Below are 24,478 nucleotides of genomic sequence, written 5' to 3' on the forward strand. Positions count from 1 at the left end.
GCGCGAATCGGCTCCGACCAGGCTCGCCCGTCGCGCCTACGTCAGCTGCAACGTGGTGAGGCAGGTCGGATCGCCCAACCCCGTCGAGGTCACGACCGTGCCGGTCTTCCCGGCGATCGTCATCGTGACGGCCACGCGCACGTCTCGCGGCAGCCACAGGCCGGTGAACCCGTTGTCGGCGGTCGTGCGCGATTCCTCGACATACACGGTGCCTGTATCTGCGTCGACGACTCGCACCGCCACGGGCTGATTGCGCTGCTCGCCGATGCAGGTCGTGAGGCTGTGGAAGGTGCAGGGATGGGTCTGGGTCAAGTACGGCGCGACCGACAAGTAGAACGGCTGGTCGGCGAATGGGATGCGGCGTTCGCCCGGCTCTTCGGGCTGCACAATGAGCTCGGTCGACGTGACCGAGACGATGAGGTTCGCGGGCCGATCACTCACCCGAAGTGCGTCGAGCGACTCGACCAGCGCCCGAGGCTCACTTCCGTCGAATCCGGCCTCGGCAAGCGCATCGCCGAGAACGACCCCTGCGACTTCGTCGGCGGCCGTCTCTGGTTGCGCGATCGCGCAGCCGGTCAGCAGTGCACCCGCGGCGAGGAGGGACAGGGCGATGGGGAGCACACGCATGGTCATGCCCCCATTCTGGCAACAGATCCTGGAGAGTCCACCGTGCCCCTAGAACGGCCAGATGAGCGGCACGTAGAACACCGCGATCGCAAAGAAGATGAGCGCGAGCGGCAACCCAAGCTTCCAGTAGTCGCCGAAGCGATACCCGCCCGGTTCCATCACCATGAGGTTAGCGGGGGTCGCGATGGGGGTCAGGAACGACGCCGCCCCGGCAACCGTGAGTGCCATCAGGAACGGCTGCACCGAGGCCCCCATGGCATCTGCGAGCGCGATCGCAACGGGCAAGACGATCAGCACGGTCGCGGTGTTGCTGATCAACTGGCCTAGCACGATCGTCAGGGCACAGATTGCGGCGAGCGCTACATACGGGCTCGCCTCGCCGATGCCCGACAACAGCCATCCGGCGATCAGGTCGGCGGCACCCGTGGACTGAAACGCGGTCGAGAGCGGAATCATACCGGCGATCAGCACAACCGTCGTCCAAGAGATTGAGCGATATGCCTGGGTCACCGACACCGCGCCACTCACGACAAGCGCGGAAGCGGCGAGCATGGCGGCGGCGGCGGCCGGCATCAGCCCGGTGGCGAGCAAGACCACCATCAGCAGCAGGATCCCCACTGCCCGCTTCGCCCCGCGACCCAGGGGTACTGAGCGCCGCAGGCGCTGGGGCGCATCGACGACCAACACATCAGCCCCGGCGGTATGCCGCTGCAGATCATCCCAATCCCCTTGGAGGAGAAGGGCGTCGCCAGCTTGGAGCCGAACTTCGGCACCCTCCAGCCGCTCGGGGCCACGGCGCGCGCCCAGTACGACGAGATCGCCGCTCGGCGTCGTCATCCCGGGAAAGACGTGCATCCCGATCAGCGGCGAGCGCGGAGCGACGACGACCTCGCTGAAGCCGTGGCTCGCACCGACCGGGACGTCGCTGCCCGGCTCGACCGCGTACTGGGTGCGGAGGGTCGCCGCGAGGCGGTGCAAATCAGTCGGCAGCGCCTTCGATTCCCGCTCGGGCAGCAGCCGCCGGCCGAAGAGCGCGATAAAGGTGACCGAGCAGACGACGAGCGGGATTCCCACGAGGGCAAACTCAAAGTACCCGAACGCGCGGCCGCCCGCCTCCTTCGCAGCCTCGGAGACAATAATGTTCACCGGAGTCCCCGTGAGCGCCAGTAGTGATCCGGCATGCGCCGCAAAGGCGAGCGGAAGCAGGAGCTGCGACGAGGCGATCTTTGCCCGCGCGGCGACGACCACGACGAGCGGAAGCAGCGCCGCGACCGCCCCATTCACGCTGATGAGCGCGGTGAGGCCGGCGACGAGGACGCTGATCACGATGAGGAGGGTAAGCCGCTTCGTCCCCGCCCGCGCGATGACCTGCTGGCCCGCCCACGCGGTCACGCCGGTGGCATCAAGCGACTCGCTCACGATGAAGAGGGAGGCGATAAACAGGACCGTCGGGTCGCCAAAGCCCGCGAGGGCTTCGGGGAGGGTCAAGACCCCCGTAAAGAAGAGCGCGAGCGCGACGCCGACGGCGACGATCCCCAGCGGGATCCTGTTGGAAACGAAGGCCACGATCGCGAGCACGAGGATGGTGAGCGTGATCGCGATCGGGTCCATAGAGGCGACTGTACGGGACGACGGGTACTCGGTGCACCCTCGACGCGTCGACACTCACATGGATTTTCTCGCTCGCGCTTTGCAGTGGGCCGTCGATCCGCCAGAATGAGCAAAACGGGCCGGACGCATTCACCCCTGGAAGGCGTCGATCGTGGGAAGGGTGGGCATAATGACCCAATCAGCAGCAGTGAGCACGACGTCGGCCCTCGCGGAGAAGGCCTCATGGCTTCCCCTCATCGTCGTCGTCCTCACCCAGGTGCAGGCTTCGTTCGCCGTGAACGCGCTCACCGTATCGATGGCGGGAATTACGACGGATCTGGACACGCCCGCGACCTCGGTCGGAACCGCCATCACCGCGGGCACGTTCGCCATGGCGGCGTTCATCTTGCTGGGGGCAAAGATCGGCGCGCGCTTCGGCACCCGCGGCGTCTTCCAGATCGCCGTCGCGATTCACGCCCTCGCGATGCTGGGGGTGGCGCTGAGCCTGAGCCCCGCGATGCTGTTCATCGCGCAGGCGTCCTCGGGCGCCGTCATTGCGCTCATCGCTCCCGCCCTCACGGTGTTCATCGCGACCAACTATCAGGGAGACAGCCAGGCCCGCGCGATCGGGCTGCTCGCGGCCGCGATTCCGCTCGCTGGCGTGCTCGCGCTCGTGCTCGCCGGCTGGTTCGCCGAGACGATCGGATGGCGCTGGTCCTTCGTGCTCATGGTCGCCCTCGGCGCCGTCAACCTCTTGCTCAGCTTCCGCCTGAAGAAGGTGCCCGCTCAGCCCGACCTCAAGATTGACTGGACCGGCGCACTGCTCGCCGCTGTCGCGATTATCTTTTTGAGCTTTGGTTTCTCCGGCCTGAACTCATGGGGCCTCTGGCAGGCCACCGACCAGGCACCGTTCGACCTCCTCGGAGTCTCGCCCGCGCCGATCCTGATCATCTTCGGCATCGTTCTTGGGCAGGTCTTCTTCCTGTGGATCGGCAAGCGGCAGCGCGAGAAGCAGTCGCGGGTGTTTGATCTCCGGGTGCTCGCCTCGAGTTCTGAGCTCGCCGTCACCGCGTGTATGGCCATCATGCTGTTCGTGGGCACCGCGGCGAACTTCCTGATCCCGCTGTACATGCAGGTCGTGCAGGGCCTCACCGGCGTTCAGACCTCGTTCTCGATCATTCCGTACACGATCTCGATCTTCCTCGCGTCGACGTTCGTCGCGACGCTGTACAAAAAGTTCCCCCCGCGGGTGCTCGCCTCGGTCGGCTTCATCGTCGTCGCGACCGCGCTCACCCTCATCGCGTTCACCGTTCGCGGCGATTGGGGCCAGGGCTTCATCGTGTTGGGCCTGATCCTGCTCGGCCTGGGCCAGGGATCGATCGTTGCCCTCGTCTTCAACACGCTGCTCTCGTCCGCCCCGAAGGAACTCGCCGGCGACGTGGGCGCGTGGCGCGGTCTCGTGCACAACCTCAGCGGCTCGATCGGCATCGCGGTCGCCAGCGCGTTCGCCGTCGGAATTCTTGCCTCGACGCTCGCGACCTCGGCGTTCGAACACCCGGAGATCTCGTCGGACCTCATCAGCGAGGTCAACATCAACGATGCGGACTTCCTCACCAACTCGCAGCTCGAGGCCGTGCTGGGGAGCACCAGCGCGAACGAGGCCGAGATTGCCGCGGCGATCGACATCAACGAGGACGCGCGCCTGCGCGCACTGCAGCTCTCGCTGCTGGGACTCGCCGCCCTCGCGCTCTTGGCGATCGTCCCCGCGACACGAATGCCGGGGCGTATCGCCGGAGAGCTGCCCGAACAGCTCGAGCCCGACGACCCCGACGCGATCGATGAGACGCAGGCGCTCAACCCCCTGGCCCACGAACAGGGGCGCTCATGACTGAGCTCGCTCCCCATCACGCCAAGGATTTTGCAAGCCCAATCGATTTGGGTCGAGAGCATGTCGGAGGCTCGTCATATGCTGAGGCCATGGCTACTCTCACCTACAGCGGACCGGTCGATTACGCCGTGTTCGCAGTCCCCCGCAATGCACAGCTCGGCGCAGCGCTGCGCACGCTCCTGGCACGTATCGAGCTCGGTGCGATCGAGCTGCTCGATCTCGAGGTCATCGAGCGCGACGCCGATGGTTCGCCCGTTCGGCGCCCGGTAACCGCGCTCGAGGCAGGCGAAGACTTCGACGTCCGCGTCTTCGACGGGGCTGAGTCGGCGGTGCTGGATGACGAGGATCTCGCGTTGATCGCCGCAGAGCTCAGTGCGGACGATCGCGCGATCGTCGTCGTCTACGAAGACCGCAGCCTGGCCGAGGTCGCCGCGCAGGTCACCTCGGCGGGCGGGCAGCTCCTCTGGGCCGGCGGCATCGACGTGGCAGACCTCGCGAAGGTTGTCGAGCCAAGCAGTCAGGTCGGCGCATGAGCCTCCTGCGCACCGCGGCGCGGGCGTCGATCGCGACTAGGGTCATCGGCAATACGCACCGCCGTCAACAGAAGCGCTGGGCCGCTGAGGACGCAGCTGCGGCGCAGCAGAGCGCAGCGCCGGTCGCCCCGGCGGTCGTTCCGGCAGCACCGGCTGCACCGGTAGCGACGCCTGCCGCGGCCGGTCCAGCCGACCCGGCCGTCATGATCGCGCAGTTGCAGCAGCTCGCACAGCTGCGCGATGCGGGTGTGCTGACAGACGCCGAGTTCGAAACGCAAAAGCAGCGCATCCTCACCGGCGCATAGCCGCCAACGCACCGTCGCCGGGGCTCCCCGGAGATTCCTCGAAAGGAAAACCATGTCATTCTGGTCCGTCATCTGGGACACCATCTGGTGGTTTATCACGGCATTCGTGTTCATCGCCTATTTGATGGCGTTGTTCTCGATCATCACCGACCTCTTCCGCGACCGGAAGCTGGGCGGCGTTGCAAAGGCACTCTGGTTCGTCTTCCTGTTGTTCGTCCCCTTCGTCACGGCGATCGTCTACCTCATCGTCCGCGGCCGCGGCATGGGCGAGCGCGCCCAGCGTCAGGCCGAGGAGATGCGTCAGGCGAGCGAGGAGTACATCCGATCGGTCTCCGGCGGTGCCGCCGGTGAGATCGCGCAGGCAAAGCAGCTGCTCGATTCGGGCGCGATCACCGAGGAAGAGTTCGCCCGGCTCAAGGGTGCAGCCCTGGCAAAGTCGGCGTAACCAAAGCCACACAACAGCAGCAAAACAGTCGGGCGCAGCGTTGCTGCCCCGACTGTTTTGCTGCTCGGCCCGTTGCCTCGCAACAGGCTAGGAACCCGCGGGGAACACTGGCGGAAAGAGCTCGCGCTCGGTTCCGCCCAGGTAATCGCGCTCGGCGTAGGCTGCGCGCAACTTCTCGAAGATGCGCTGCCCGTCGCGGGCGAGTTCGCCGAGGTCCACGCCGGGCACGACGCCGTCTCGCATGATCACCCGGCCGTGCACCATGCTGAAGTGGGCGTCGCGCGCCGTGCCCGACAGCACGAGGGTGCGCACGGGGTCGTCCGTCACGCCCATGCGGAAGTCGTCGAGCGAGAACGCGACGAGGTCAGCCGTCGAGCCCTCCGCGATGCGGCCGAGGTCGCCGCGGTGCAGCGCCTGGGCGCCGCCCAGGGTTGCGGCCTCGATGTACTCGGCGAGCATGCCGGCGCCGAGGTTCCCGTGCTGCGCCTTCGCGGTCTGCACCCCCGTATCGATCGCCCGAATGAGGTCGGGCGGGAACGAGTCCGTTCCGAGTGCGACATTGATGCCCCGCGCCAGGTACTGCGAGAGCTTTTCGAGGAGGAACGCGTAGCGCGCGTTCGTCAGCGGGCAGTGCACGATCGAAACGCCAGCGGCGGCCAGCGTGGCAAGCTCTCCCGTGTCTCGCCCGAGGATTTCGGGGTGCACGTCGAGGTAGACGCCGTGCGCGAGGATGAGCCGGTCGTTCAGCAGCCCCACGCGCGCCAGGAACTCGAGCGGCGTCGCCTCGTATCGACCGCGAATGATCTCCCGCTCCGAGAGTTCCTGCGTGGCGTGCGCACGCACGAGGGTGCCGCGCCGGGCACTCTCCTCCGCGGTCGCCCGCAGCACGTCCTCGGCAACGGTCTCGACCCGGCACGGCGCCAGGATCCCGGTGACGAGGGGATCCTGCAGCGCATCGGCGGTGTCAAGGAAGCGCACCGCATCGCGGAACCCGGCCCAGCCGCGAGGCTCGTCCCAGTGCATCGAGGGGACACCCGCCGCAGAAGTCGTGTGTACCGCGCTTCGGTAGGAGGGGCCAAGGAAGGTGCGAAGTCCCAGCTCGCTCGCGGTGCGCGCGACGTCGAGCAGGTCGTCGTGGGTCTCGGCCCATGCGCCGTGCACCTCGGTGGCAATGGGCATCGCAGAGGTGATGCCGTGCAGCACGAGCTGCACAAGCGCATAGCGCCGCAGCTTGCTGCGCTCGGTCGCGCTCAGCACGTCTCGCGCGCCAGCGGCGGCATAGGCGCTGGACCAGTTGAGCCGGGCGTCGTGTTCGGGCGTCCACCACGAGTCGAGGTTCAGGTGATCAATGTCAGTGAGGGCGTCGAGGTCAATGAGCCCGGGCATCAGCAGGCTGTTCCCGAGGTCGATGACCTCGGCGCGCGGGTCGTCGGCCGCGGCCGCCACCATCGCCTCGGCGTCCTCACCGTGCGCGATCGCGACAATCGCGTCGCCCTCGGTCACGACGACCGCGTCACGCAGCTCCACCATCCGCCGGCCGTCGTGGGCGAGCACATATCGCGCGGTGAGAAACGTCGTCATGCACTCAGCTTTTCACGTCGCACCGGCTTCCACCCGGGCCCCGGCACCGCCGCACGCAGCGCGCGGGTGTAGGGGTGCACCGGGTTCGCCAGCAGCTCGGCGGTGTTTCCCGAGTCGACGACCTTGCCCTGCTCCATCACGATCATGCGGTCCGAGATCTGGTTCACCACGGCGAGGTCGTGCGAGATGAAGAGGTAGCTCACCTGTTGCTCTGCCCGGATATCGCTGAGGAGGTTCAGGATCTGCGCCTGGATCGACACGTCGAGCGCGGCGACGGCCTCATCCAACACGATCACCTCGGGGTTCGCCGCGAGCGCACGGGCGATGGCCACGCGCTGTCGCTGACCGCCCGAGAGCTCGCGCGGCAAGCGGCCGTAGAACTTCGTGTCGAGCCCGACGCTCTCGAGGATCTCGTGCGCGCGGTTCTCGATCTGCCGAGCGCTCTGCCCCGATTCGGCGTGCAAGCGAACGTTGGAGGAGATCACGTCACCGATCTTCTGACGCCCGTTGAGGGAAGAGTAGGGATCCTGGAAGACATACTGCACCTCGCGAGCCCAGCGGCGCCGGTCGGCGAGGCGTCGCACCCCGCCCGCCCTCGGCTTCCCGTGCACGTGCACGGTGCCGCCGGTGATGGACTCAAGGCCGACGAGCATGCGCGCGACGGTCGTCTTCCCCGACCCCGACTCGCCCACGATCGCGAGGCACTCATTCGGGAACAGCTCGAACGAGACGTCGTCGACCGCGACGACCGGCGCACGGCCCGCGCTGTGAAACTCCTTGCGCAGCCCGTGTGCGGAAATGATGGCGTCGTTCGTCACAGTGCGGCCTCAGCTTTCAGTGCCTGGTGCATGTCGATGGAGTAGTGGAGCACGGGAAGGCGCTCGGCTCGCACGTCAATGCTGGGCCGAGCCCCCAACAGCTCCCGCGTGTAGGGGTGGGTCGGCGCGTCGTACACGTGCGCGCCCTGCTCGACGATCTCGCCCGCGTACATCACCGCGAGCCGGTCACAGCAGGCCTGCGCCAGCTCCAGGTCGTGTGTGATGAACAGCAGCGAGAGGCCGCGCGCCTGGCGCTGCTCCTCAAGAATGGCCATCACATCGGACTGCGCCGTCACGTCGAGCGCGGTGGTCGGCTCGTCCGCCAGGATCAGCTTCGGCTCGGCGAGCAGCACGCTCGCGATGAGCACGCGCTGCAGGAGCCCGCCCGAGAGCTCGTGCGGGTACTGCGTGAGGCGCTGCTCGGGGTTGCGCACCCCCACCTCGTCGAGCAGCGCGACCGCGCGCTTCTCGACTTCGGCGCGGTCCATGCCCCGGTTGCGCACGAGCGCCTCGGTGAGGAAGTCGCCAATGCGGTGAACGGGGTTCACGTGGGCGCGCGGATCCTGGAAGATCATGCCGACGTCGGTGCCGCGGTAGTGGCGCAGCTCGGCGCGGTTCATGCCGAGGACCGACTTCCCGTCGAACTTGACGTCGCCGCTGACACGGAAATTCGGGTCGAGCATGCGCATGATCGCGCGGGTGGTGAGCGACTTGCCCGACCCGGACTCGCCGACGAGGCCGAGCGCCTCGCCCGGCTCGAGGCTGATCGAGATGCCGTTCAAGAGCGACAGCGTCTGGTCGCGGGTGACGAGCGTCGCCCGCAGATCATCGACTTGGAGCAGCGGAGCGCTCATCAGTAGGTCCTCACGTTCGAGGCGAGCTTGTCGCCGATTGCGGTAATGCACCACACGATGAGCACGATGCCGGCACCGGCGACGATCGCCTCGGTCGGTTGTCCGCGCAGCAGCGAGTCGAACCCGCTCTTCACCATGAGGCCAAGGTCGGCCGTCGGCGGTTGCACGCCGAGCCCCAGAAACGAGACGGCGGCGAGGTCGATCACCGCGAAGCCGAGGGACGAGACCGCCTGCGCCACGATGATGGGCTGCACGTTCGGCAGGATCTGCTTGAGCGTGATCGAGACGCCCGACTGGCCCTGCAGCCAAGCGGCCTGGACGTAGGGCATGTTGCGCTCGCGCAGCGCCGCCCCGCGCACGACCCGGGCGACGTAGGGCACGAAGCCGATCGAGAGGCCGATCACGACGGTCATCAGGTTCGGGCCGAAAATCGCGACGGCGATGAGGCCGAAGACGATACCCGGCACCGAGAAGAGGATGTCGAGGAACCAGGAGATGACGGTGTCGATCTTCCCGCCGCACCACGCGGCGACCAGGGCGAGCACGGTGCCCGCGACGGTCGCGATCAAGATCACCAGCGTCGGGCCCGCCAGCGTGATGCGCGCACCCCACATGGCCCGCGAGAGGATGTCACGCCCGAGGGCGTCCGCCCCGAGCGGGTGCGCGGCGCTCGGCCCCGACAGCGCGGCCAGGAGGTCAGGCTGGTTGGGCGGGTACGGCGCGATCCAGGGCGCGAGCAGGGCCGCCAGCGCGATGACCAGCAGGATCGCCGAGGCCACCATGCCGGATCCACCGAGTTTGCGGGAGAGGCGCGCGAACCAGGACGGCGCGACGGGAGCCGCCTTCGCGAGCGCGATCTGTGTGGTCGCCGGTACGGTCATTGCTTGCTCCCCAGTGAGATCCGCGGATCGATGAGCGTGTAGAGGAAGTCGACGATGGCGTTCACGACGACGAAGGCGACCACGAGCACCAGGATCACGGCCTGCACGACGGCGAAGTCGCGCTGCATGATCGCACGCACGAGCAGCGAGCCGAGTCCGTCGAGGGCGAACACGTTCTCGATGACGACGGCGCCGGCGATCAAGGTGGCGATCGTGAGGCCCATCACGGTGGTGATCGGGATGAGGGCGTTGCGCAGGACGTGCCGACGGATCGTCACGCCCGAGCTCAGCCCACGGGCGACGCTCGTCTGAACGTGTTCGCGCCCCTTCTCCTCCAGCACCGAGGCCCGCGTGATGCGGGCCAGATAGGCCGAGCTCGCCACGGCGAGCGCGACCGCGGGCAGGAAGAGGTGGAACAGGGTGTCCAGTCCCCCGCTCCCGCTGCCGTTGGTCGGGAACCAGCCGAGGCCGACCGAGAAGACGCTGATCAGCGCGACACCCACTACGAACACCGGGGTCGAGAGGCCCAGCGTCGCGACGACGTTCACGATCTGGTCGGCGAGCCCGCCCTTGAGCGCGGCAATCAGGCCGAGGCCGATGCCGACCACCGCGATCACGATGGTGGCGAGGCCGACCAGCGCGGCCGTCGTGCTGAGGCGCGTCACGATGAGGTCAGAGACGTCCTGACGGTACACGATCGAGTACCCCAGGTCGCCGCGGACGAGGTCGCCGAGCCACCGGAAGTACCGCACGAAGAACGGGTCGTTCAGGTGGTACTGCGCGGTGACTGCAGCGATCTGCTCGGGGCTCCCGCCCCGGGGCCCGAGCACGAATGCGAGCGGGCTTCCCGGGGCGAGATACAGCAGTCCGAACACGATGAACGACGTGACCAGGAGCACAAGCACCAGGCCGCCCGCTCGTCGCAGGAGATAGGACGGGAGGGACATCGTTACTCGACGCCGCCAATGGTCGCGGCCCACGGGTAGGACAGGTACGCCACCGAAGCAGTGGCCCCCGAGACCCGATCGTTCTGGACCAAGATTGTCGGCATGTAGTTCAGCGGGATCCAGGGCAGGTCCTGGGTGACCTGATCCTGAATTCCGACGGTGAGCTGTGCGCGCTCAGCCGGATCAATGGTCTGCCGCGCGGCCTCGATCTGAGCGCCGACGGCTTCGTACCCGTTGAAGTTGCTGTCGCCGCCAGTCGCGAAGACGTTGTAGACGTCGAGGGGGTCGGCCATGTTGCCGTACCAGGTCGTGAAGAACGCATCAATGCCTTCCCGCGCGGTGGGGTCGAAGTACAGGTTGCCGTACTGCTCGGCCGGGATCACCTTGGTCTCGATCGTAAGGCCGATTGCTTCGCCCGCAGCCTGCAGCAGGTTCGCGGTCTGCTCGTGGACGGCGGAACTGCCCTGAATCGCGATGACGATCGGCTGGCTCAGGTCCCCGGCACCCTCGAGCAGCTTCGTAGCTGCAGCAGGATCCGACTTCGTCGAGAACTGCTTCCACGCGGGCTCGAAGATATCAGCCTGCGTGTCCCAGTAGTCGGGCCCGGCGAGCGTCGGAGCGGGCAATGCTGCACCCTGGAAGACGACGTCGGCGACGGCGGTTCGATCAATCGACGCGAGCAGCGCGGCCCGCACCTCGGGGTTGGCGAACAGTCCGTCGGTCGCCGCTGCTGCAAGCGTCCAGAACACGAACGACTTGCCGTAGGTGGTCGTGACCTCGTCCGCACCCTCAAGCTGCGACAAACCGGCCGGGGGCAGGTAGAAGAATTGACCGTCGACATCGCCCGAACGCAACGCATTGACCGCGGTCGACTCGTCAGCGATTGCCGAGAACGTGAGCTTCTCGACCTTCGGGATCAGCGTCTCGTCCCAGTATGCGGCGTTCTTGGTCAGCACGATCGACTTGCCGGCGTTCCACTCCGCGAGCTCGAACGGCCCGGTGCACTGCACGCCGGCGGTGGGGGTTCCGAACGATTCTCCCCCGGCCTCGGCGGCCTTCTGCTGCACGATGGCGCCCGCGGCGCTCGACATGCCCTGGCCGAAGAGGGCGTCGGGCTGGCTGAGGCGCACGGTCACCTGGTTCTCGCCCGTCACCTCCGCCGACTGGAAGTAGGTGAAGTACTCGGAGTAGTACGAGGTCGCGTCGGGGCCGGCTTGGCGGCTCAGGGAGTACACGACGTCGGCCGGCGTCAGCGGCGAACCGTCCCAGAAAGTCACCCCGTCCTGCAGCGTGTAGACGTAGGTGGTGTCGTCGGGCTGTTCGACGCTCGCCGCCAGGCCGGGGCCCGTCGAGAGGTCGGGGTTCATGCGAAGCAGGCTGTCGCAAAGGTTCGCGATAACCGTGTTCTCGGCGTAGTTGAACGAGTGCTGCGGATCGAGCGACATCGGCTCGTAGGGCAGGTTCCAGTTCAGCTCTTCGACCGCGGCCGTACCGGGCTCGGTCGTCGTAGCCAGGTTCGAGAGGTCAACGTCGAGCTTGGTCGCGCCGCCGCCACCGGCACCGCCACCTCCGCCCGCGCACGCGGTGAGCAGGAGGGTCGCCGTGGCGGCGGCCCCCAGCAAGGCGAGTGGTCGTCGAGTCATGAAAAACTCCTTTGTTTTCGTTGGGATGAAGCGAGAACGTGCTGGTCTTCGTGCGGGTGAGGTGGGCAGGATCCGGCCGTTGCGGCGATCTTCGAGCGGCGTGCCGCTAGCCGGAATAGCGGACGCCGTTTCGGTACACGGCGCTCGGCGCAGGCCGATCTGCGACAAGCTGGGCGATCGATTCCGCCGCGAATTCGAGCCGGGTGGCCGAGTCCGGGCCGCCCCAGCTTGCGAGCTCGGGAACACCAAGGAGCTCGCCGCCGGCGGTCGAGGCGAGGCGGTAGCAGCGCTCGAGGTCCGAATCGGTGAGGGCGGCTGTGCGGTAGCCGAGCAGGTGCGCGCGATCAACCATGCTGCCGTTGCCGTAGGGGCTCCACGAGTCGCGCACCCCGTCGGAGCCGAGCGCGAGGCGAACCCCGTGCTCTTCGAACAGGTCGAGGTCGGGCACCGGATCGGCGCCGAGGGCGCAGGTGGTCAGCCAGACGCCCGCGTCGGCGACCGCGTCGAGCGTTTCGCGGAGGCTCGGCAGGCTGGTGTCGCACGCCGCGAACGCATGGCCAATCGTGACCCGGTTCTGCATGCCGAGTGCTTTCGCGCGGCGGGCGATCTCGCGGATCTGCTCGAGGCCGAGCTCGCCGCCGTCGTGCAGGTGGATGTCGATGTCGCGGCTCGCCTCCTGCGCCAGGCCAAACACGGCGTCCAGATGGGCGTCAACGTCGCCCTCGATCCCGGCCGGATCGATCCCGCCGACGAGGTCGGCGCCCGCGGTCAGTGACTCGCGCATGAGCTCGAGCGTGCCGGGGTTCGTGATGAGGCCAAACTGCGGGAAGGCGACGATCTGCACGGTGAGGTGCGAGGCGAGGCGGTCGGCGGCGGCGCGCACCGCGACCACGTTGGCAATCCCCGTCTGCGTCGAGACGTCGACGTGGGCGCGCATCGCGAGGGTGCCGTTCGCGACGGCGTTCGAGAGCAACGCGAAGGAGCGCTCCTCCGTGCTGGTGTCGAAGGTCGATTCGAGGTCGTTCTGGATGAGCTCCTCGAGCGTCTTCGCGGGCTTGCGCGAAGTCCAAGGGGTTCCCCACGTGGTCTTGTCCGGGTGAATGTGGGCGTCCACCAGCGCGGGTGCGGCGAGGAGGGGTCCAGTAGCTTGGGTAGTCACGACGGTGTGGCTCTCTCTCAAATGAATGCCCGAACGTCGGGTCATATGACATATGATAATCACACAACCATCCCAATTTCAAACGAGGTTTTCATGCAGCAGGTGCGCCGCAAGTCTCTCGTCGACGAGGTCGTCGATCAGATCAAGGCTGAGATCAGCTCCGGCAACTGGGCGGTGGGCGGAAAAATCCCCAGCGAACACGAACTCATCGACACGCTCGGTGTGAGCCGCCCCTCCGTCCGCGAGGCAGTGCGCTCACTCGTCCAGCTCGGCCTGCTCGAGACCCGCCAGGGTGATGGCACCTACGTCATCGCCGACGACGCCACTCAAGTCGCGCTGCGCCGCGCGCTCGGCACCGCCGACAGCCTGGAGGTCATCCAAGTCCGTCGCGCCCTCGACGCGCTGGCTGCCCAGCTCGCGGCCTCACACCGCGGCTACCGTGACATCGCCGCCCTCGAGCGCCACCTCGAGGGTCGACGGCGCGCGATCGCCGATGGCGATGTCGAGCAGTTCATCACGCATGACGTCGCGTTTCACGTCGGCGTCGCGGAGGCTTCCGGCAACGCCTTGCTCGCGGGGCTCTACGCAAGCTTCGACGGCTCGCTGCGCACCTCGGTCGCCGACAACTCGTGCCTCACGCGCAACGCCGACCCCGATCGCGCCGACCTGCATAACGCGCTCTTCCAGGCGGTGCTCGCGCAGGATCCCGAACAGGCCACCGCCGCCGCGCTCGGACTCCTCGACCAGCAGGCGCAGTCGCTCGGCGATGACCGCTAGGAGTCGCGGGACGCTCATCGCCGCGGGCATCATGGTGCTCGCGATCGGACTGTGCGTCCGCTTCCCCATCACGTCCGTCTCGCCGATCCTCACCGCCCTCGGCGACCACTTCGTCCTCGGCGAGACCGGGCTCGCAGTCCTCACCGCCACCCCGGTGCTGTTGTTCGGCCTCGCCTCCCCCATCGCGCCCGTCCTCGTGCGCCGGCTCGGGCTCGAGGGCGCGCTGCTCCTGCTGCTCGTGGCCCTCGCAATCGCGGGGCTGCTGCGGCCACTCAATACCCCGCTGCTCTTCGTCGGCACCGTGATCGTCGGTGCCGCCATCGCGCTCCTCGGCATCCTTGCCCCGCAGCTCATCCGACACTTCCTCGACAAGCGCGCCGGGCTCTGGACGGGGATCTACACCACCTCCTTTGGCATCAGTGCGGCCGTCGGCGCGGCGCTGACCGTACCGCTGTTTCACGCGTTGAGCGACCAGGCGTCGCTCACCCTCATCGCCTGGGGCATTCCCCTCGCAGGGTCCGCGGCGGTCGGCGCGATCCTGCTGCCGCGCCTGCGCAGGGCGTCCCCGGCGGCCACCAGCTCGGCGCGCCCCCAGGCGGGCCCCATCAGCCGGGCCCCCGGCCTCTTTGCCGTGACTGGGTTCTTCGGCTGCCAGGCCCTCATCTACTTCTCACTCACCTCGTGGCTGCCCACCGTCTATACCGATCGCGGGCTCGCCCCGGCCGACGCCGGCCTCCTCCTCGCGCTCATGAGCATCGCCGGCTTGCCGGCCTCGCTGCTCGCTCCGACGCTTGCCGCGAAGCCGGCGCTGCGCACCCCACTCATCGTCGGGCTCTCGGTCCTATCCGCCATCGGCCTGATGGGGGTCGCCTTCGGCCCGACCGCGCTCGCCCCGCTCGCGGTGAGTCTGCTGGGCATCGCCCAGAGCGCCGCATTTGGCATCGCGATCGGCCTCATCATCTTCACCGCGCCGAGCGTCGCCCAGACATCCGCGTTCTCGGCATTTGCACAGGGGGCGGGCTACACCCTCGCGGCCCTCGGCCCGCTCGCCATGGGGCTGCTTGCCGCCGCCGGCGTCCCCTGGTCACTCATCGTCGGGGGGCTCATCGTCGCCGTGATCGGCGAGGCCTGCTTCGGGGTCGCGGCATCGCGGGCCTCGCAGCGCGGCGCGGGCACAGCGACCGCGCGCGCGTAGACTGCGCCGAGACGCTACTGCGTCGCCAGTATCGGCTCCATCAGTTTGAAGAGGTGCGCGGGCAGGTCCGAGTCGGCCGTCGTGCTGTTCAACAGGATCGCGACCGAGACGCCGGTCTCTGGGTTGTTCATCGCGAGAGCCTGGAACCCGAGACCCGTTCCGGTGTGCCCGACGTAGTCCCCGATCTTGCCCATACCCATGCCGTACTCGTCGTACTCGGGGGCGTTTGGGTCGCCCGTCGCGGGGCGGAACGAGGCGAGCCGGTCCTGCTGCGTCTGCGCAGCGAGCAGCGAGCCAGTGCCGAGCTCGTCGGCCCAGCTGGCGAGGTCCGTGACGCTGCCGAACAGCCCGCCGGCCGCGCCGAACATGGAAGGTGACACGACCGGCAGCGGCTCGAGCGTCTCGTCGGTCCACTGGTAGGGGGTGGCCGCAGGTTCGGCGATCTTGCCGTCCGCCGGGTACGCAACGCTGGCAAGTCCGAGCGGCTCGGTGGCGAGCTCCATGACCGCCTCGGCCCAGGGCTCCCCGGTCACCTTCTCGATCACCATTCCGAGCAGGATCGTGTTCGTGTTGGAGTATGAGAACTGGGCGCCCGGTGAAAACGCCAGCGGCACCGCGAGCGCCGGGCCGATCAGCTGATCGTCCGTCAGCGGCGCCGTCGGGTCGTCATTGATCAGCACACCGATCTCCGGCAGCGCGGAATAGTTCGCCAGGCCGGAGCGCATCTCGGCGAGGTCTTGCAGCGTGATCTCGTCACCGCCCGGCACGCCCTCCACGAACTTCGAGATGGGGTCGCCCAGCGAGACGCTCCCCTCATCGACCAGCACCAACAGCGCCGTCACGGTGAACGACTTGGTGATGCTGCGGTAGCCGAAGTGCTGGTCGATCGCGACAGGGATCGCGTCCTGGTCAGGGCTGTTGTAGGTGAACGACCACAGCTCATTACCGTCCTGAGTGACGAGGAAGACGGCACCCGGGATCCCGGTATCGTCGAGCATGCCCGTGACCGCCGACTCGAGCGACGTTCCCCACGCCGTGTTCGGTTCTGCGGCAGTGGGGGCCGGATCGTATGACCCGGGCGCGGAACCGGCACAGCCGGCAAGCGCGAGCGTGGCAACAATGGCGGCGGCGACCGCACCCGTCTGTCGACTCATGCCAAAAGTAGAACACGCCGCCCCGCCCGAAGACGGAACTGCGGCCATATTGTTGCCGGAGCGGCTAGACCACGTCGCTGTCCGCCGCCGAGAAGTTGGCCGTGCGCGGCGACGGGATCGGCATGTCGTGCGCGTCTGCGGCCGCGATCAGGCGGGTCTCGGTGGCCCGCGTATTGCGCTCGGCCGAGTCGTGGATGATCCACTGATCAACCATTACGAACTCGCTGCGGTCACCCGCTGTCGCGACCCCCGTCACCGTGAAGTCGCCATAGGGGTGCTGAGTGAAGTCGACCGAGACAAAGTCGCCGTGGCCGATGCTCAGCGCGTCGACCGCGCTCCCCCGCGGCACGTCCGGGGCTTCGAGCAGCACCCGCTTCACCTCGCGCTCGGGCGCCCGCACCGCGAGCTCGTTCTTCATCGTCTGCTTCTTCGCGATGTGCACGCCGCCGAGCACCATCTCGTCGACGTCATTCACCCAGACCGGGCCCGCGATGAGCGTCACGCCGTAGCGATCGGTCTCGATGCCGACCGCAATCCGCTGTTCAGGCGTGGCCTCGGCGAGCTGCGCGGACATACCAGCGACGTCGCGCTTGGCGGGAAAGACAAAGATCGGCTCCATACCCAAAGCGTAGCTGGCTTACTCGGGTCGCACCTCGTAGACCAACCGCGCGAACTGCCCGACCTGGCGGACGGAGGCGAGGTGGAGCCGGTCGGACTCAAGCCGGCGCGGCAACAGCGGCGCCCCGGCGGCGAGCGCGACCGGCGCAATCGACAGTGCGATCTCGTCAAGCGCGCCGATGTCGAGGAATTGGCCCGCGAGCTCGCCGCCGCCGACCACCCAGATGTCGCCGTCACCCGCGGCGGCGCGAATCGCGGGCAGAGCCTCGGCCACCGGGCCGGACACCACGCGCACGTCGGCCCCATCGGGGATGGGCAGCTCACGGCTCGAGAACACGAATGTGGGCTTCTCTCCGTACAGTTCGGCCCAGCGCTCGGGGAACTCCATGAGTTTCTCGTGCTCGAGCACCCACTCGTACGTCGTCGATCCCTCGACGAGCACCGCCGCCCGCGAGGGGTATAGCCCCTCCGCGGGCTCGTCACCGCCCTCGACCGAGAAGAGCCAGTCGAGCGAGTGTGCTTCGTCGGCGATCCAGCCGTTCAGCGTCGTCGCACTGTCAAAGATGATTCGTCCCATGACTGGGACTCTAGACCCGACCGCCGACATTCGGGCCGCCGATCTCGCCCGCTCCCGCGGCGTCCCCGCGCATCCACCTCGTCAGCCGATTGGCGAACCATTCGGGGCGCTGGAGGGGAATCCCGTGCCCGCACTCCGGTACGACCTCGAGGACTGCGCCGGGCAACGCGGCGGCGCTCGCCTGGGCCGAGTCGCGCATGAGTCGCCGCTCGCGCCCGCCCACGAGCACGAGCGCCGGTTTGGGAAACCTCGCCCAGCCGCTCGGAAGCGTGAAGCGGATGTTCTCGCCGACCGCCGAGCGCAGCGTCTCAGGTGAGATGTGGGCGGACAGCTCGATGTATTCGTCGAGGAGTTCATCCGGGACGAAGAGCTCCCTTGCCTGCAGCCGCGCGAACCAGGGCTGTCGCGCGAGGGGCGCCGCAAGCGACAGCATCGCCAGCGTCGCGCCCGGCAGCGCGATGGGCCGGGTTTGCGCGCTCACCACGATGACGCTGCGCACGAGGTCCGGCCGTGCCGCGGCCAGCAAGATCGCGAGCTGAGCTCCGAGCGAGAATCCTGCGACGTGCAGGCCTCCGGGGGCGCGCGCCTCGATGAGCTCGATGAGCCTGTGCAGGGTGTCCGCGTGCCCCCGGTAGGACCCGGCCGATTCGAGGTCGTGGCCGGGCAGTTCGGGCACGATCACCCGAAATGACGGGTCCAACCGCGCGAGAGTTGGTCGCCACATCCAGCCACCGACGCCCCCGCCATGGATCAGCAGGACGGCGGGGCCGCCCGGCGGGCCAGTCTCAGTGAAACGCATGCCTCACGGTATCGGGTGCTCGCCAGCGGCCGCGTCCGGTTCAAAGCGGTACCCCATGCCTGGGTCGGTGATGAGGAACCGCGGCCGGGCAGGATCCGGCTCGATCTTCTTGCGCAGCTGGGCGATGTAGAGCCGCAGGTACCCCGTGTCGGTAATGTGCTCCGACCCCCAGATATCGGTGAGGAGCCGCTGCCGCGTGACGAGCTTGCCGGCGTTGCGCACGAGGATGTCGAGCACCTCCCACTCCGTCCGTGTCAGCCGGATACGTTCCGAACCCGCCGCTGTCTCGCGCGTGATGCTCTTCGCGGCCAGGTCGATTGTGATGTCGGCGATGCGGGTCAGCGGCGCCGGCTCTTGGTTCGGCACGCGCCGGGTCAGCGCACGGATACGCGCGAGCAGCTCGTCGATCGCAAAGGGCTTGGTGACGTAGTCGTCCGCGCCAGCGTCGAGCGCCTCGACCTTGTCTGCTGCCCCGGTGCGCCCTGAGACGACCAGGATCGGCGCCCGCGTCCAGCCGCGCAGCGCGTAGATCACGTCGATCCCGTCGAGCTCTGGCATGCCCAGGTCGATCATGAACAGGTCGGGACGCTCGGCGATCGCCGTGTTGATCGCGGCGGCACCGTTTACCGCGGTGAGTACCTCGTACCCCTGTGCGGCCAGCGTGACCCTGAGCGCGCGCAGGATCTGGGGGTCGTCGTCGGCGATGAGGATCTTCATCTGGCGTCCTGTGGGTTCGATGGTGCGGCGGAGTCGGTCGGGGCGTCTGGGGTGAGCGGTTCAGGATCGGGCGGGGAGGCCGGGTGCGCGATCGCCGCGGGCAGGGCGACCACCATGGTGAGCCCGCCGCCCGGGGTGTCTTCCGCTTCGAGCGTGCCCCCCATCCCCTCAGTGAACCCCTTGGCCAGGGCGAGGCCCAGCCCCAGGCCGGTCAGGTTGTCCGTGTCCCCCAGGCGCTGAAAGGGAAGGAACACTTCGTCTCGGCGGTCGGGCGCGATACCGGGCCCGTGATCGATCACCCGAATCTCGGCGGTCGACCCGAAGCTGCTTGACGCGATCCGCACTCGGGTGCCGGCCGGGGCGAAGCGGCCCGCGTTCGCGAGCAGGTTCACGATGACCCGCTGCAGCAGGCCGGGATCGGCCACGAGCGGTGGTAGCTCGGGGTCAAGATCGAGCTCGACGTCCTGCGGCCCGAGCCCCAGCTCGTCGAGGGCCGGCAGGATCATGTCCTCGGCGTCGACCTCTCCCAGCGAGACGCCGAGGACTCCGGCCTGCACGCGGCTCACGTCGAGCAGGTTCGTGACGAGCGAGCCGAGGGTCGATAGGCTCTCCGCCGCGGTCGTCAGCAGTTCGTCTCGGTCGCGGTCGGAGTACGAGATGCCCGGCGAGCGCAGGCCCCCGACCGCCGCGGTCGCGGCGGCGAGCGGGCGGCGCAGGTCGTGACTCACCGCGGACAACAGCGCGCTGCGCACCCGGTCGACCTCGGCGAGCGGGCCGACCTCACTCGCGGTCTCCGCGAGGTCGGCATATTCGAGGGCCGAGTCGGCCTGGGTGGCGATGACTTCGACGAGGCGCCGCTCCGTGGCGTGGAGCTTCGCGCCGTAGAGTTCGAGCGTTGCGCGGGTGCCGGCGGAAATCGAGGTGCGCTCGTCGCCATCCACGGGCTCCCCGTCGCTCGCCAGCACGGTGTCTCCGGACAGGAGCCGCACCGCGCTGAGCGAGAACGCCTCGCGGGTGCGGCTCACTAGCGCCTGGAGCGCGTTCTCTCCCCGCAGAACATTCCCCGAAATCGAGGCGAGGAGGTCTGATTCCGCCCCGGCGCGCCGGGCCGCGCGCATGCGCCGGGCCGACTGGTCCACGACGTAGCTCACGAGGGCGGCAATGAGCACGTAGAGCACGAGCGCGAGCATCTGACTGGGTTTACTCACCGTCACCTTGTGCAGCGGCTCGATGAAGAAGAAGTTCAGCGTCAAGCCGGAGGCGAACGCGGCGAAGAGGGCGGGCCAGATCCCGCCGACGAGCGCGACGAGGACCACGAGAAGCTGGTAGAGCAGCACGTCGCTGGTAATCGACTCCGCGGTGCGCACAGAGGACAGCAACGCGGTGAGCGCCGGACCACCGACGAGGGCGAGGAGAAAGCCGAGCACGCGTCGCCGAGTGGTGAGCCCGCCCGCTGGCCGCGGGAGGGAGAAGCGATGCCCGGCAGCGGCGGCGTGCGTCACGATGTGGACGTCGAGGTCGCCCGACTCGCGAATGACGGTCGCACCGATGCCGGGACCCGACAGCGCGGAACGCAGCCGGCTGCGCCGGCTCACCCCGATCACCAGCTGAGTGGCGTTGACCCCTTTCGAGAAGGCGACCAGCGCCTCGGGGATGTCCTCCCCCACCACCTGGTGGAAGGTGCCGCCGAGTTTCTCGACGAGCGCGCGCTGCGTGGCGAGCGCCTCGGGCCGCGACAGGCGCAGGCCGTCCTGACCGGCGACGTGCACCGCGAGCAGCTCACCGCCCGCCGTGCGCGCCGCGATCCGGGCCCCGCGGCGGAGCAGGGTGTCGCCCTCTGGTCCGCCGGTGAGCGCAACCACGACGCGCTCTCGGGTCTCCCACGCGGCATCGATGTCGTGCTCGGCGCGGTAGTTGCGCAGCGCGCTTTCCACCTCGTCGGCCAGCCAGAGCAGGGCGAGTTCGCGCAGGGCAGTGAGGTTGCCGAGGCGAAAGTAGTTCGACAGAGCCGCGTCGATGCGTTCGGCCGGGTATACCCGGCCGCTCGAGAGGCGGTCGCGCAGCGCGTCGGGTGCGAGGTCGATGACCTCGATCTGGTCGGCCGAGCGCAGAATCGCGTCGGGAATGGTCTCCCGCTGCGGCACACCGGTGATCTGCTCCACCACATCGTTCAGCGACTCAATGTGCTGAATATTGACGGTCGAGCAGACGTCGATCCCGGCGTCGAGCAGCGCCGCGACGTCCTGCCAACGCTTCTCGTGGAGCGATCCCGGGGCGTTCGTGTGCGCGAGCTCGTCGACGAGCGCGAGCGCGGGCTTTCGCGCAAGCACCGCCGCGAGGTCCATCTCGGTGAGTTCGACCCCGCGGTGCTGCACGCTCATTCTCGGGATAATCTCGAGACCCTCGCACATGGCCGCCGTGGCGGCGCGACCGTGGGTTTCCACGATCGCGACCGCCACGTCAACGCCATCCTCGAGGAGGCGTCGCCCCTCTTCGAGCATGGCGTAGGTCTTGCCCACGCCGGGTGCTGCACCGAGCAGCACCCGCAGCCGTCCTTTGGACGCCATCTACCCTCCCAGCTGAGCGAGGGCGAGGTTGAGCATAAGGACGTTCACCGTGGGTTCGCCCAGGTACCCCAGATCCCTCTTCTGAACTGTACTCTCCACCAGCTCGCGGACCGTTTCGACGGGCAGGTGCCGCGCCGCCGCCACCCGCTCGACCTGCAGCAAGGCGTACGCCGGGCTGATGTGCGGATCGAGACCCGACGCCGACGCGGTGAGTGCATCGACCGGAACCTCCGAGGCGGGCGTGCCGTTGTGCTCCGCCACCCCCGCGCGACGCTCGGTGATAGCCGCGATGAGGTCGGGGTGCTCCGGGCCCCAGTTGCTGCCGCTGGAGGCCCCGGCGTCGTAGCCGTCGCCTGCGGCGGACGGGCGCGGTTGGAACCACTCGGGCAGCGGGGCACCGTCCGAGTCTGAGAACGACTGCCCGATCAGCTGCGAGCCGACCGTTTCGCCATCGCGGGCGACCAGCGAGCCGTTCGCCTGGGCGGGCAGCGCGAGTTGCCCGATCGCGGTGATCACCAACGGGTATGCCACGCCCAGGAGGAGGGTGAAGAGGAGGAGGACGCGCACGGCAACCCACGTGGTGCGGGCGCCAGTCCGAGTGGAACTCATGATGTTCGCTTCTTTCTAGGGGTACGGCTAGAAGCCGGGGAGGAGGCTGACCGCAAGGTCAATGAGCTTGATGCCAATGAACGGAGCGATGACGCCGCCGAGCCCGTAGACCAGGAGGTTTCGGCCGAGCACGCGCGACGAGCTCAGCGGCCGATACTTCACGCCGCGCAGCGCGAGCGGGATCAGGATGACGATGATGATCGCGTTGAAGATGATCGCCGAGAGTACCGCCGAGGCCGGCGAGTGCAGCCCCATGATGTTGAGCACGGCGAGGCCCGGGAAGACCCCCACAAACATCGCGGGGATGATCGCGAAGTACTTCGCGAGGTCGTTCGCGATCGAGAAGGTGGTCAGAGCGCCCCGGGTGATGAGGAGCTGCTTGCCGATCGCCACGATGTCGATGAGCTTGGTCGGGTCCGAGTCGAGATCGACCATGTTGCCCGCCTCCTTCGCGGCGGACGTGCCCGTGTTCATCGCGACGCCCACGTCGGCCTGCGCGAGCGCGGGCGCATCGTTGGTGCCGTCGCCGGTCATCGCCACGAGGCTGCCACCGGCCTGCTCACGCTTAATGAGTGCCATTTTGTCTTCCGGCGTCGCCTCAGCGAGGAAGTCGTCGACGCCGGCTTCCGCCGCGATCGCGCGCGCCGTCAGGGGGTTATCGCCCGTGATCATGACGGTCCGGATCCCCATGCTGCGCAGCTCGGAGAAGCGTTCGCGCAGGCCGTCCTTCACGACGTCCTTCAGGTGCACGACACCGAGGATGGAGCTCTCACCCGACGGCTGCTTGACCGCGACCACCAACGGGGTGCCGCCGTCCTGCGAGACCCGCTCGACGTGCCTGTCGAGCTCGGCGAGTACCGCCTCGGCGGGCGCTTGATCCTGCCGCACCCACGCGGCAACCGCCGAGCCGGCACCCTTCCGAATCTGCACGCCGTTTCTGAGGTCGAGCCCCGACATGCGGGTCTGGGCCGTGAACGGCACGATCTCGCCGGGGGCGTTCGTGTCGAACTGGACGCCCTTTCTGCGGGCGAGCTCCACGATGGATTTGCCCTCGGGCGTCGGGTCGGCCAGCGACGAGAGTGCCGCAAGCGTCATGAGTTCTTTCTCGTCCACGCCGTCAAGCGCGATGAACTCGGACGCCTGGCGGTTGCCGTAGGTGATCGTGCCGGTCTTGTCGAGCAGGAGCGTCGTGACGTCGCCCGCGGCCTCGACCGCGCGGCCCGACATCGCGAGCACATTGTGTTGGACGAGCCGGTCCATGCCGGCGATGCCGATGGCCGAGAGCAGCGCACCGATCGTGGTGGGGATCAGGCAGACCACGAGCGCGATCAGCACGGGGAGGGTGACATTCACGCCGACGGCCGAGGCGATCGGGTTGAGTGTCAGCGTCACGAGCACGAAGATGATCGACAGGCCTGCGAGCAGCACGTTCAGCGCGATCTCGTTCGGCGTCTTCTGACGGGCCGCGCCCTCGACGAGGCGGATCATCCGGTCGACGAACGTCTCCCCCGGCTTGGCCGTGATCTGGACAACAATGCGGTCCGAAAGCACCCGGGTGCCGCCCGTGACCGCGCTGCGGTCGCCGCCCGACTCACGAACGACCGGGGCGGACTCGCCGGTGATCGCCGACTCGTCGATCGAGGCGATGCCCCAGACGATGTCACCGTCGCCCGGCACGAGCTGCCCGGCCGTCACCACGACCGTGTCGTGCAGCCCGAGATCTGACGAGGGAAGCTCTTCGAGCTCGGCAGATGCGGCCGAGGGATCCTGCGCCGCGTCGTACCCCACGACCCGGTGCGCGACCGTGCTGGTGCGGGTCGCCCGCAGGCTCTCCGCCTGTGCCTTGCCTCGCCCCTCGGCGACCGATTCCGCGAGGTTCGCGAAGAGCACGGTGAGCCACAGCCAGAGAGCGATGCCCCACGCGAAGGACGCGGGAATCTCCGCACCACCAGAGGGGGCGGGCCCGCCCAGGAAGGGTTCGGCGATCGCAAGCGCGGTCACCAGTACCGCGCCGATCTCGACGAGGAACATGACGGGGTTTCGCCACATGACCCTGGGGTCGAGCTTCGCGAACGTGCCGGGAAGCGCTTCGACCACGGCCTTCCAGGTGAAGACGCTGCGCTGTCGAGGTTTCGACGAGGCGCTTGTGGCGGGCTCGTCCGTGGTGTTCGGGAGTTCAGTGAGAGTGGACATG

At 68.2% G+C, this 24,478-nt stretch carries 23 protein-coding genes; 6 read left to right on the forward strand and 17 right to left on the reverse strand.

Annotation, left to right across the window (positions count from 1 at the left end):
- Positions 1-36: 36 nt before the first annotated feature.
- Both JW030_RS09255 and JW030_RS09260 read right to left on the reverse strand, forming a co-directional pair.
- On the reverse strand, positions 37-633 hold the full coding sequence (locus tag JW030_RS09255; RefSeq protein WP_188044248.1) for a CueP family metal-binding protein: 597 nt from the start codon (positions 631-633) through the stop codon (positions 37-39).
- A gap of 42 nt (positions 634-675) precedes the next feature.
- The gene (locus JW030_RS09260) at positions 676-2,238 is read right to left on the reverse strand and encodes an SLC13 family permease (RefSeq protein ID WP_188044249.1); all 1,563 of its coding nucleotides are present in this window, start codon (positions 2,236-2,238) and stop codon (positions 676-678) included.
- Positions 2,239-2,407: 169 nt separating this feature from the next.
- Between JW030_RS09260 and JW030_RS09265 the strand changes: the two genes are divergently transcribed.
- The 4 genes from JW030_RS09265 (at position 2,408) to JW030_RS09280 (ending at position 5,388) form a co-directional block, all read left to right on the forward strand.
- Positions 2,408-4,105, forward strand: a complete 1,698-nt coding sequence (locus tag JW030_RS09265) for an MFS transporter (RefSeq protein ID WP_188044250.1) — start codon at positions 2,408-2,410, stop codon at positions 4,103-4,105.
- An 89-nt stretch (positions 4,106-4,194) separates the two neighbouring features.
- Positions 4,195-4,638, forward strand: a complete 444-nt coding sequence (locus JW030_RS09270) for a DUF6325 family protein (RefSeq protein ID WP_188044251.1) — start codon at positions 4,195-4,197, stop codon at positions 4,636-4,638.
- Positions 4,635-4,943: an SHOCT domain-containing protein gene (locus JW030_RS09275; RefSeq protein WP_188044252.1), complete on the forward strand. Its 309-nt coding sequence runs from the start codon at positions 4,635-4,637 to the stop codon at positions 4,941-4,943. The genes JW030_RS09270 and JW030_RS09275 overlap by 4 nt, the downstream gene beginning before the upstream one ends.
- Positions 4,944-4,995: 52 nt before the next feature.
- Positions 4,996-5,388 carry an SHOCT domain-containing protein gene (locus JW030_RS09280; RefSeq protein WP_188044253.1) on the forward strand — a complete coding sequence of 131 codons (393 nt, stop codon included), beginning with the start codon at positions 4,996-4,998 and terminating at the stop codon, positions 5,386-5,388.
- A gap of 87 nt (positions 5,389-5,475) precedes the next feature.
- On the opposite strand, the gene JW030_RS09285 is transcribed toward JW030_RS09280, so the two are convergent.
- The 7 genes from JW030_RS09285 to JW030_RS09315 form a co-directional block, all read right to left on the reverse strand.
- Positions 5,476-6,969, reverse strand: coding sequence for a chlorohydrolase family protein (locus JW030_RS09285; RefSeq protein ID WP_188044254.1), 1,494 nt, complete (start codon positions 6,967-6,969; stop codon positions 5,476-5,478).
- Complete coding sequence (locus tag JW030_RS09290; RefSeq protein ID WP_188044255.1) at positions 6,966-7,787, reverse strand: ABC transporter ATP-binding protein; 822 nt, start codon at positions 7,785-7,787, stop codon at positions 6,966-6,968. Before JW030_RS09290 ends, JW030_RS09285 begins: the two co-directional genes overlap by 4 nt.
- The gene (locus JW030_RS09295; RefSeq protein ID WP_188044256.1) at positions 7,784-8,641 is read right to left on the reverse strand and encodes an ABC transporter ATP-binding protein; all 858 of its coding nucleotides are present in this window, start codon (positions 8,639-8,641) and stop codon (positions 7,784-7,786) included. The genes JW030_RS09290 and JW030_RS09295 overlap by 4 nt, the downstream gene beginning before the upstream one ends.
- Positions 8,641-9,522, reverse strand: coding sequence for an ABC transporter permease (locus tag JW030_RS09300; RefSeq protein WP_188044257.1), 882 nt, complete (start codon positions 9,520-9,522; stop codon positions 8,641-8,643). Before JW030_RS09300 ends, JW030_RS09295 begins: the two co-directional genes overlap by 1 nt.
- Positions 9,519-10,469 (reverse strand): ABC transporter permease, encoded by a 951-nt coding sequence (locus tag JW030_RS09305; RefSeq protein ID WP_188044258.1) that lies wholly within the window; start codon positions 10,467-10,469, stop codon positions 9,519-9,521. The genes JW030_RS09300 and JW030_RS09305 overlap by 4 nt, the downstream gene beginning before the upstream one ends.
- A gap of 2 nt (positions 10,470-10,471) precedes the next feature.
- Positions 10,472-12,112: an ABC transporter substrate-binding protein gene (locus JW030_RS09310; RefSeq protein WP_188044259.1), complete on the reverse strand. Its 1,641-nt coding sequence runs from the start codon at positions 12,110-12,112 to the stop codon at positions 10,472-10,474.
- Positions 12,113-12,218: 106 nt separating this feature from the next.
- Positions 12,219-13,271, reverse strand: a complete 1,053-nt coding sequence (locus JW030_RS09315) for an amidohydrolase family protein (RefSeq protein ID WP_241095403.1) — start codon at positions 13,269-13,271, stop codon at positions 12,219-12,221.
- 93 nt (positions 13,272-13,364) lie between these two features.
- Here JW030_RS09315 and JW030_RS09320 point away from each other — a divergent pair, with 93 nt between their 5' ends.
- Both JW030_RS09320 and JW030_RS09325 read left to right on the forward strand, forming a co-directional pair.
- Positions 13,365-14,048, forward strand: coding sequence for a FadR/GntR family transcriptional regulator (locus JW030_RS09320; protein ID WP_188044261.1), 684 nt, complete (start codon positions 13,365-13,367; stop codon positions 14,046-14,048).
- Positions 14,038-15,243, forward strand: coding sequence for an MFS transporter (locus tag JW030_RS09325; protein ID WP_188044262.1), 1,206 nt, complete (start codon positions 14,038-14,040; stop codon positions 15,241-15,243). The genes JW030_RS09320 and JW030_RS09325 overlap by 11 nt, the downstream gene beginning before the upstream one ends.
- A gap of 14 nt (positions 15,244-15,257) precedes the next feature.
- Here JW030_RS09325 and JW030_RS09330 read toward each other — a convergent pair whose 3' ends face one another.
- The 8 genes from JW030_RS09330 to kdpB all read right to left on the reverse strand — a co-directional run bounded on the left by JW030_RS09330 (position 15,258) and on the right by kdpB (position 24,477).
- A complete protein-coding gene (locus tag JW030_RS09330; protein WP_188044263.1) occupies positions 15,258-16,397 on the reverse strand; it encodes a serine hydrolase in 1,140 nt (379 codons plus the stop codon).
- A gap of 64 nt (positions 16,398-16,461) precedes the next feature.
- Entirely contained in the window at positions 16,462-17,016 is a 555-nt protein-coding gene (locus JW030_RS09335; protein WP_188044264.1) for a hypothetical protein, read from the reverse strand.
- Positions 17,017-17,034: 18 nt separating this feature from the next.
- Entirely contained in the window at positions 17,035-17,592 is a 558-nt protein-coding gene (locus JW030_RS09340) for a dihydrofolate reductase family protein (RefSeq protein WP_188044265.1), read from the reverse strand.
- Positions 17,593-17,602: 10 nt separating this feature from the next.
- On the reverse strand, positions 17,603-18,391 hold the full coding sequence (locus JW030_RS09345; protein WP_188044266.1) for an alpha/beta fold hydrolase: 789 nt from the start codon (positions 18,389-18,391) through the stop codon (positions 17,603-17,605).
- A gap of 3 nt (positions 18,392-18,394) precedes the next feature.
- A complete protein-coding gene (locus JW030_RS09350; RefSeq protein WP_188044267.1) occupies positions 18,395-19,108 on the reverse strand; it encodes a response regulator in 714 nt (237 codons plus the stop codon).
- The gene (locus tag JW030_RS09355) at positions 19,105-21,675 is read right to left on the reverse strand and encodes a DUF4118 domain-containing protein (RefSeq protein ID WP_188044268.1); all 2,571 of its coding nucleotides are present in this window, start codon (positions 21,673-21,675) and stop codon (positions 19,105-19,107) included. Before JW030_RS09355 ends, JW030_RS09350 begins: the two co-directional genes overlap by 4 nt.
- Positions 21,676-22,284: a potassium-transporting ATPase subunit KdpC gene (kdpC, locus tag JW030_RS09360; protein ID WP_188044269.1), complete on the reverse strand. Its 609-nt coding sequence runs from the start codon at positions 22,282-22,284 to the stop codon at positions 21,676-21,678.
- Between the two features lie 27 nt (positions 22,285-22,311).
- Entirely contained in the window at positions 22,312-24,477 is a 2,166-nt protein-coding gene (gene kdpB / locus JW030_RS09365; RefSeq protein ID WP_188044270.1) for a potassium-transporting ATPase subunit KdpB, read from the reverse strand.
- Position 24,478 lies beyond the last annotated feature (1 nt).

This window comes from Leucobacter sp. CX169, from assembly GCF_017161405.1.
Taxonomy (GTDB): domain Bacteria; phylum Actinomycetota; class Actinomycetes; order Actinomycetales; family Microbacteriaceae; genus Cx-87.

Bases quoted from the DNA above. Each gene is read 5' to 3' on its own strand.
- JW030_RS09350 (WP_188044267.1), bottom strand. From the start codon at position 19,108: ATGAAGATCCTCATCGCCGACGACGACCCCCAGATCCTGCGCGCGCTC.
- JW030_RS09305 (WP_188044258.1), bottom strand. From the start codon at position 10,469: ATGTCCCTCCCGTCCTATCTCCTGCGACGAGCGGGCGGCCTGGTGCTT.
- JW030_RS09345 (WP_188044266.1), bottom strand. From the start codon at position 18,391: ATGCGTTTCACTGAGACTGGCCCGCCGGGCGGCCCCGCCGTCCTGCTG.
- JW030_RS09270 (WP_188044251.1), top strand. From the start codon at position 4,195: ATGGCTACTCTCACCTACAGCGGACCGGTCGATTACGCCGTGTTCGCA.
- JW030_RS09280 (WP_188044253.1), top strand. From the start codon at position 4,996: ATGTCATTCTGGTCCGTCATCTGGGACACCATCTGGTGGTTTATCACG.
- JW030_RS09320 (WP_188044261.1), top strand. From the start codon at position 13,365: ATGCAGCAGGTGCGCCGCAAGTCTCTCGTCGACGAGGTCGTCGATCAG.
- JW030_RS09325 (WP_188044262.1), top strand. From the start codon at position 14,038: ATGACCGCTAGGAGTCGCGGGACGCTCATCGCCGCGGGCATCATGGTG.
- JW030_RS09260 (WP_188044249.1), bottom strand. From the start codon at position 2,238: ATGGACCCGATCGCGATCACGCTCACCATCCTCGTGCTCGCGATCGTG.
- JW030_RS09275 (WP_188044252.1), top strand. From the start codon at position 4,635: ATGAGCCTCCTGCGCACCGCGGCGCGGGCGTCGATCGCGACTAGGGTC.
- kdpC (WP_188044269.1), bottom strand. From the start codon at position 22,284: ATGAGTTCCACTCGGACTGGCGCCCGCACCACGTGGGTTGCCGTGCGC.
- JW030_RS09300 (WP_188044257.1), bottom strand. From the start codon at position 9,522: ATGACCGTACCGGCGACCACACAGATCGCGCTCGCGAAGGCGGCTCCC.
- JW030_RS09295 (WP_188044256.1), bottom strand. From the start codon at position 8,641: ATGAGCGCTCCGCTGCTCCAAGTCGATGATCTGCGGGCGACGCTCGTC.
- JW030_RS09310 (WP_188044259.1), bottom strand. From the start codon at position 12,112: ATGACTCGACGACCACTCGCCTTGCTGGGGGCCGCCGCCACGGCGACC.
- JW030_RS09265 (WP_188044250.1), top strand. From the start codon at position 2,408: ATGACCCAATCAGCAGCAGTGAGCACGACGTCGGCCCTCGCGGAGAAG.
- JW030_RS09335 (WP_188044264.1), bottom strand. From the start codon at position 17,016: ATGGAGCCGATCTTTGTCTTTCCCGCCAAGCGCGACGTCGCTGGTATG.
- kdpB (WP_188044270.1), bottom strand. From the start codon at position 24,477: ATGTCCACTCTCACTGAACTCCCGAACACCACGGACGAGCCCGCCACA.
- JW030_RS09355 (WP_188044268.1), bottom strand. From the start codon at position 21,675: ATGGCGTCCAAAGGACGGCTGCGGGTGCTGCTCGGTGCAGCACCCGGC.
- JW030_RS09340 (WP_188044265.1), bottom strand. From the start codon at position 17,592: ATGGGACGAATCATCTTTGACAGTGCGACGACGCTGAACGGCTGGATC.
- JW030_RS09330 (WP_188044263.1), bottom strand. From the start codon at position 16,397: ATGAGTCGACAGACGGGTGCGGTCGCCGCCGCCATTGTTGCCACGCTC.
- JW030_RS09255 (WP_188044248.1), bottom strand. From the start codon at position 633: ATGACCATGCGTGTGCTCCCCATCGCCCTGTCCCTCCTCGCCGCGGGT.
- JW030_RS09285 (WP_188044254.1), bottom strand. From the start codon at position 6,969: ATGACGACGTTTCTCACCGCGCGATATGTGCTCGCCCACGACGGCCGG.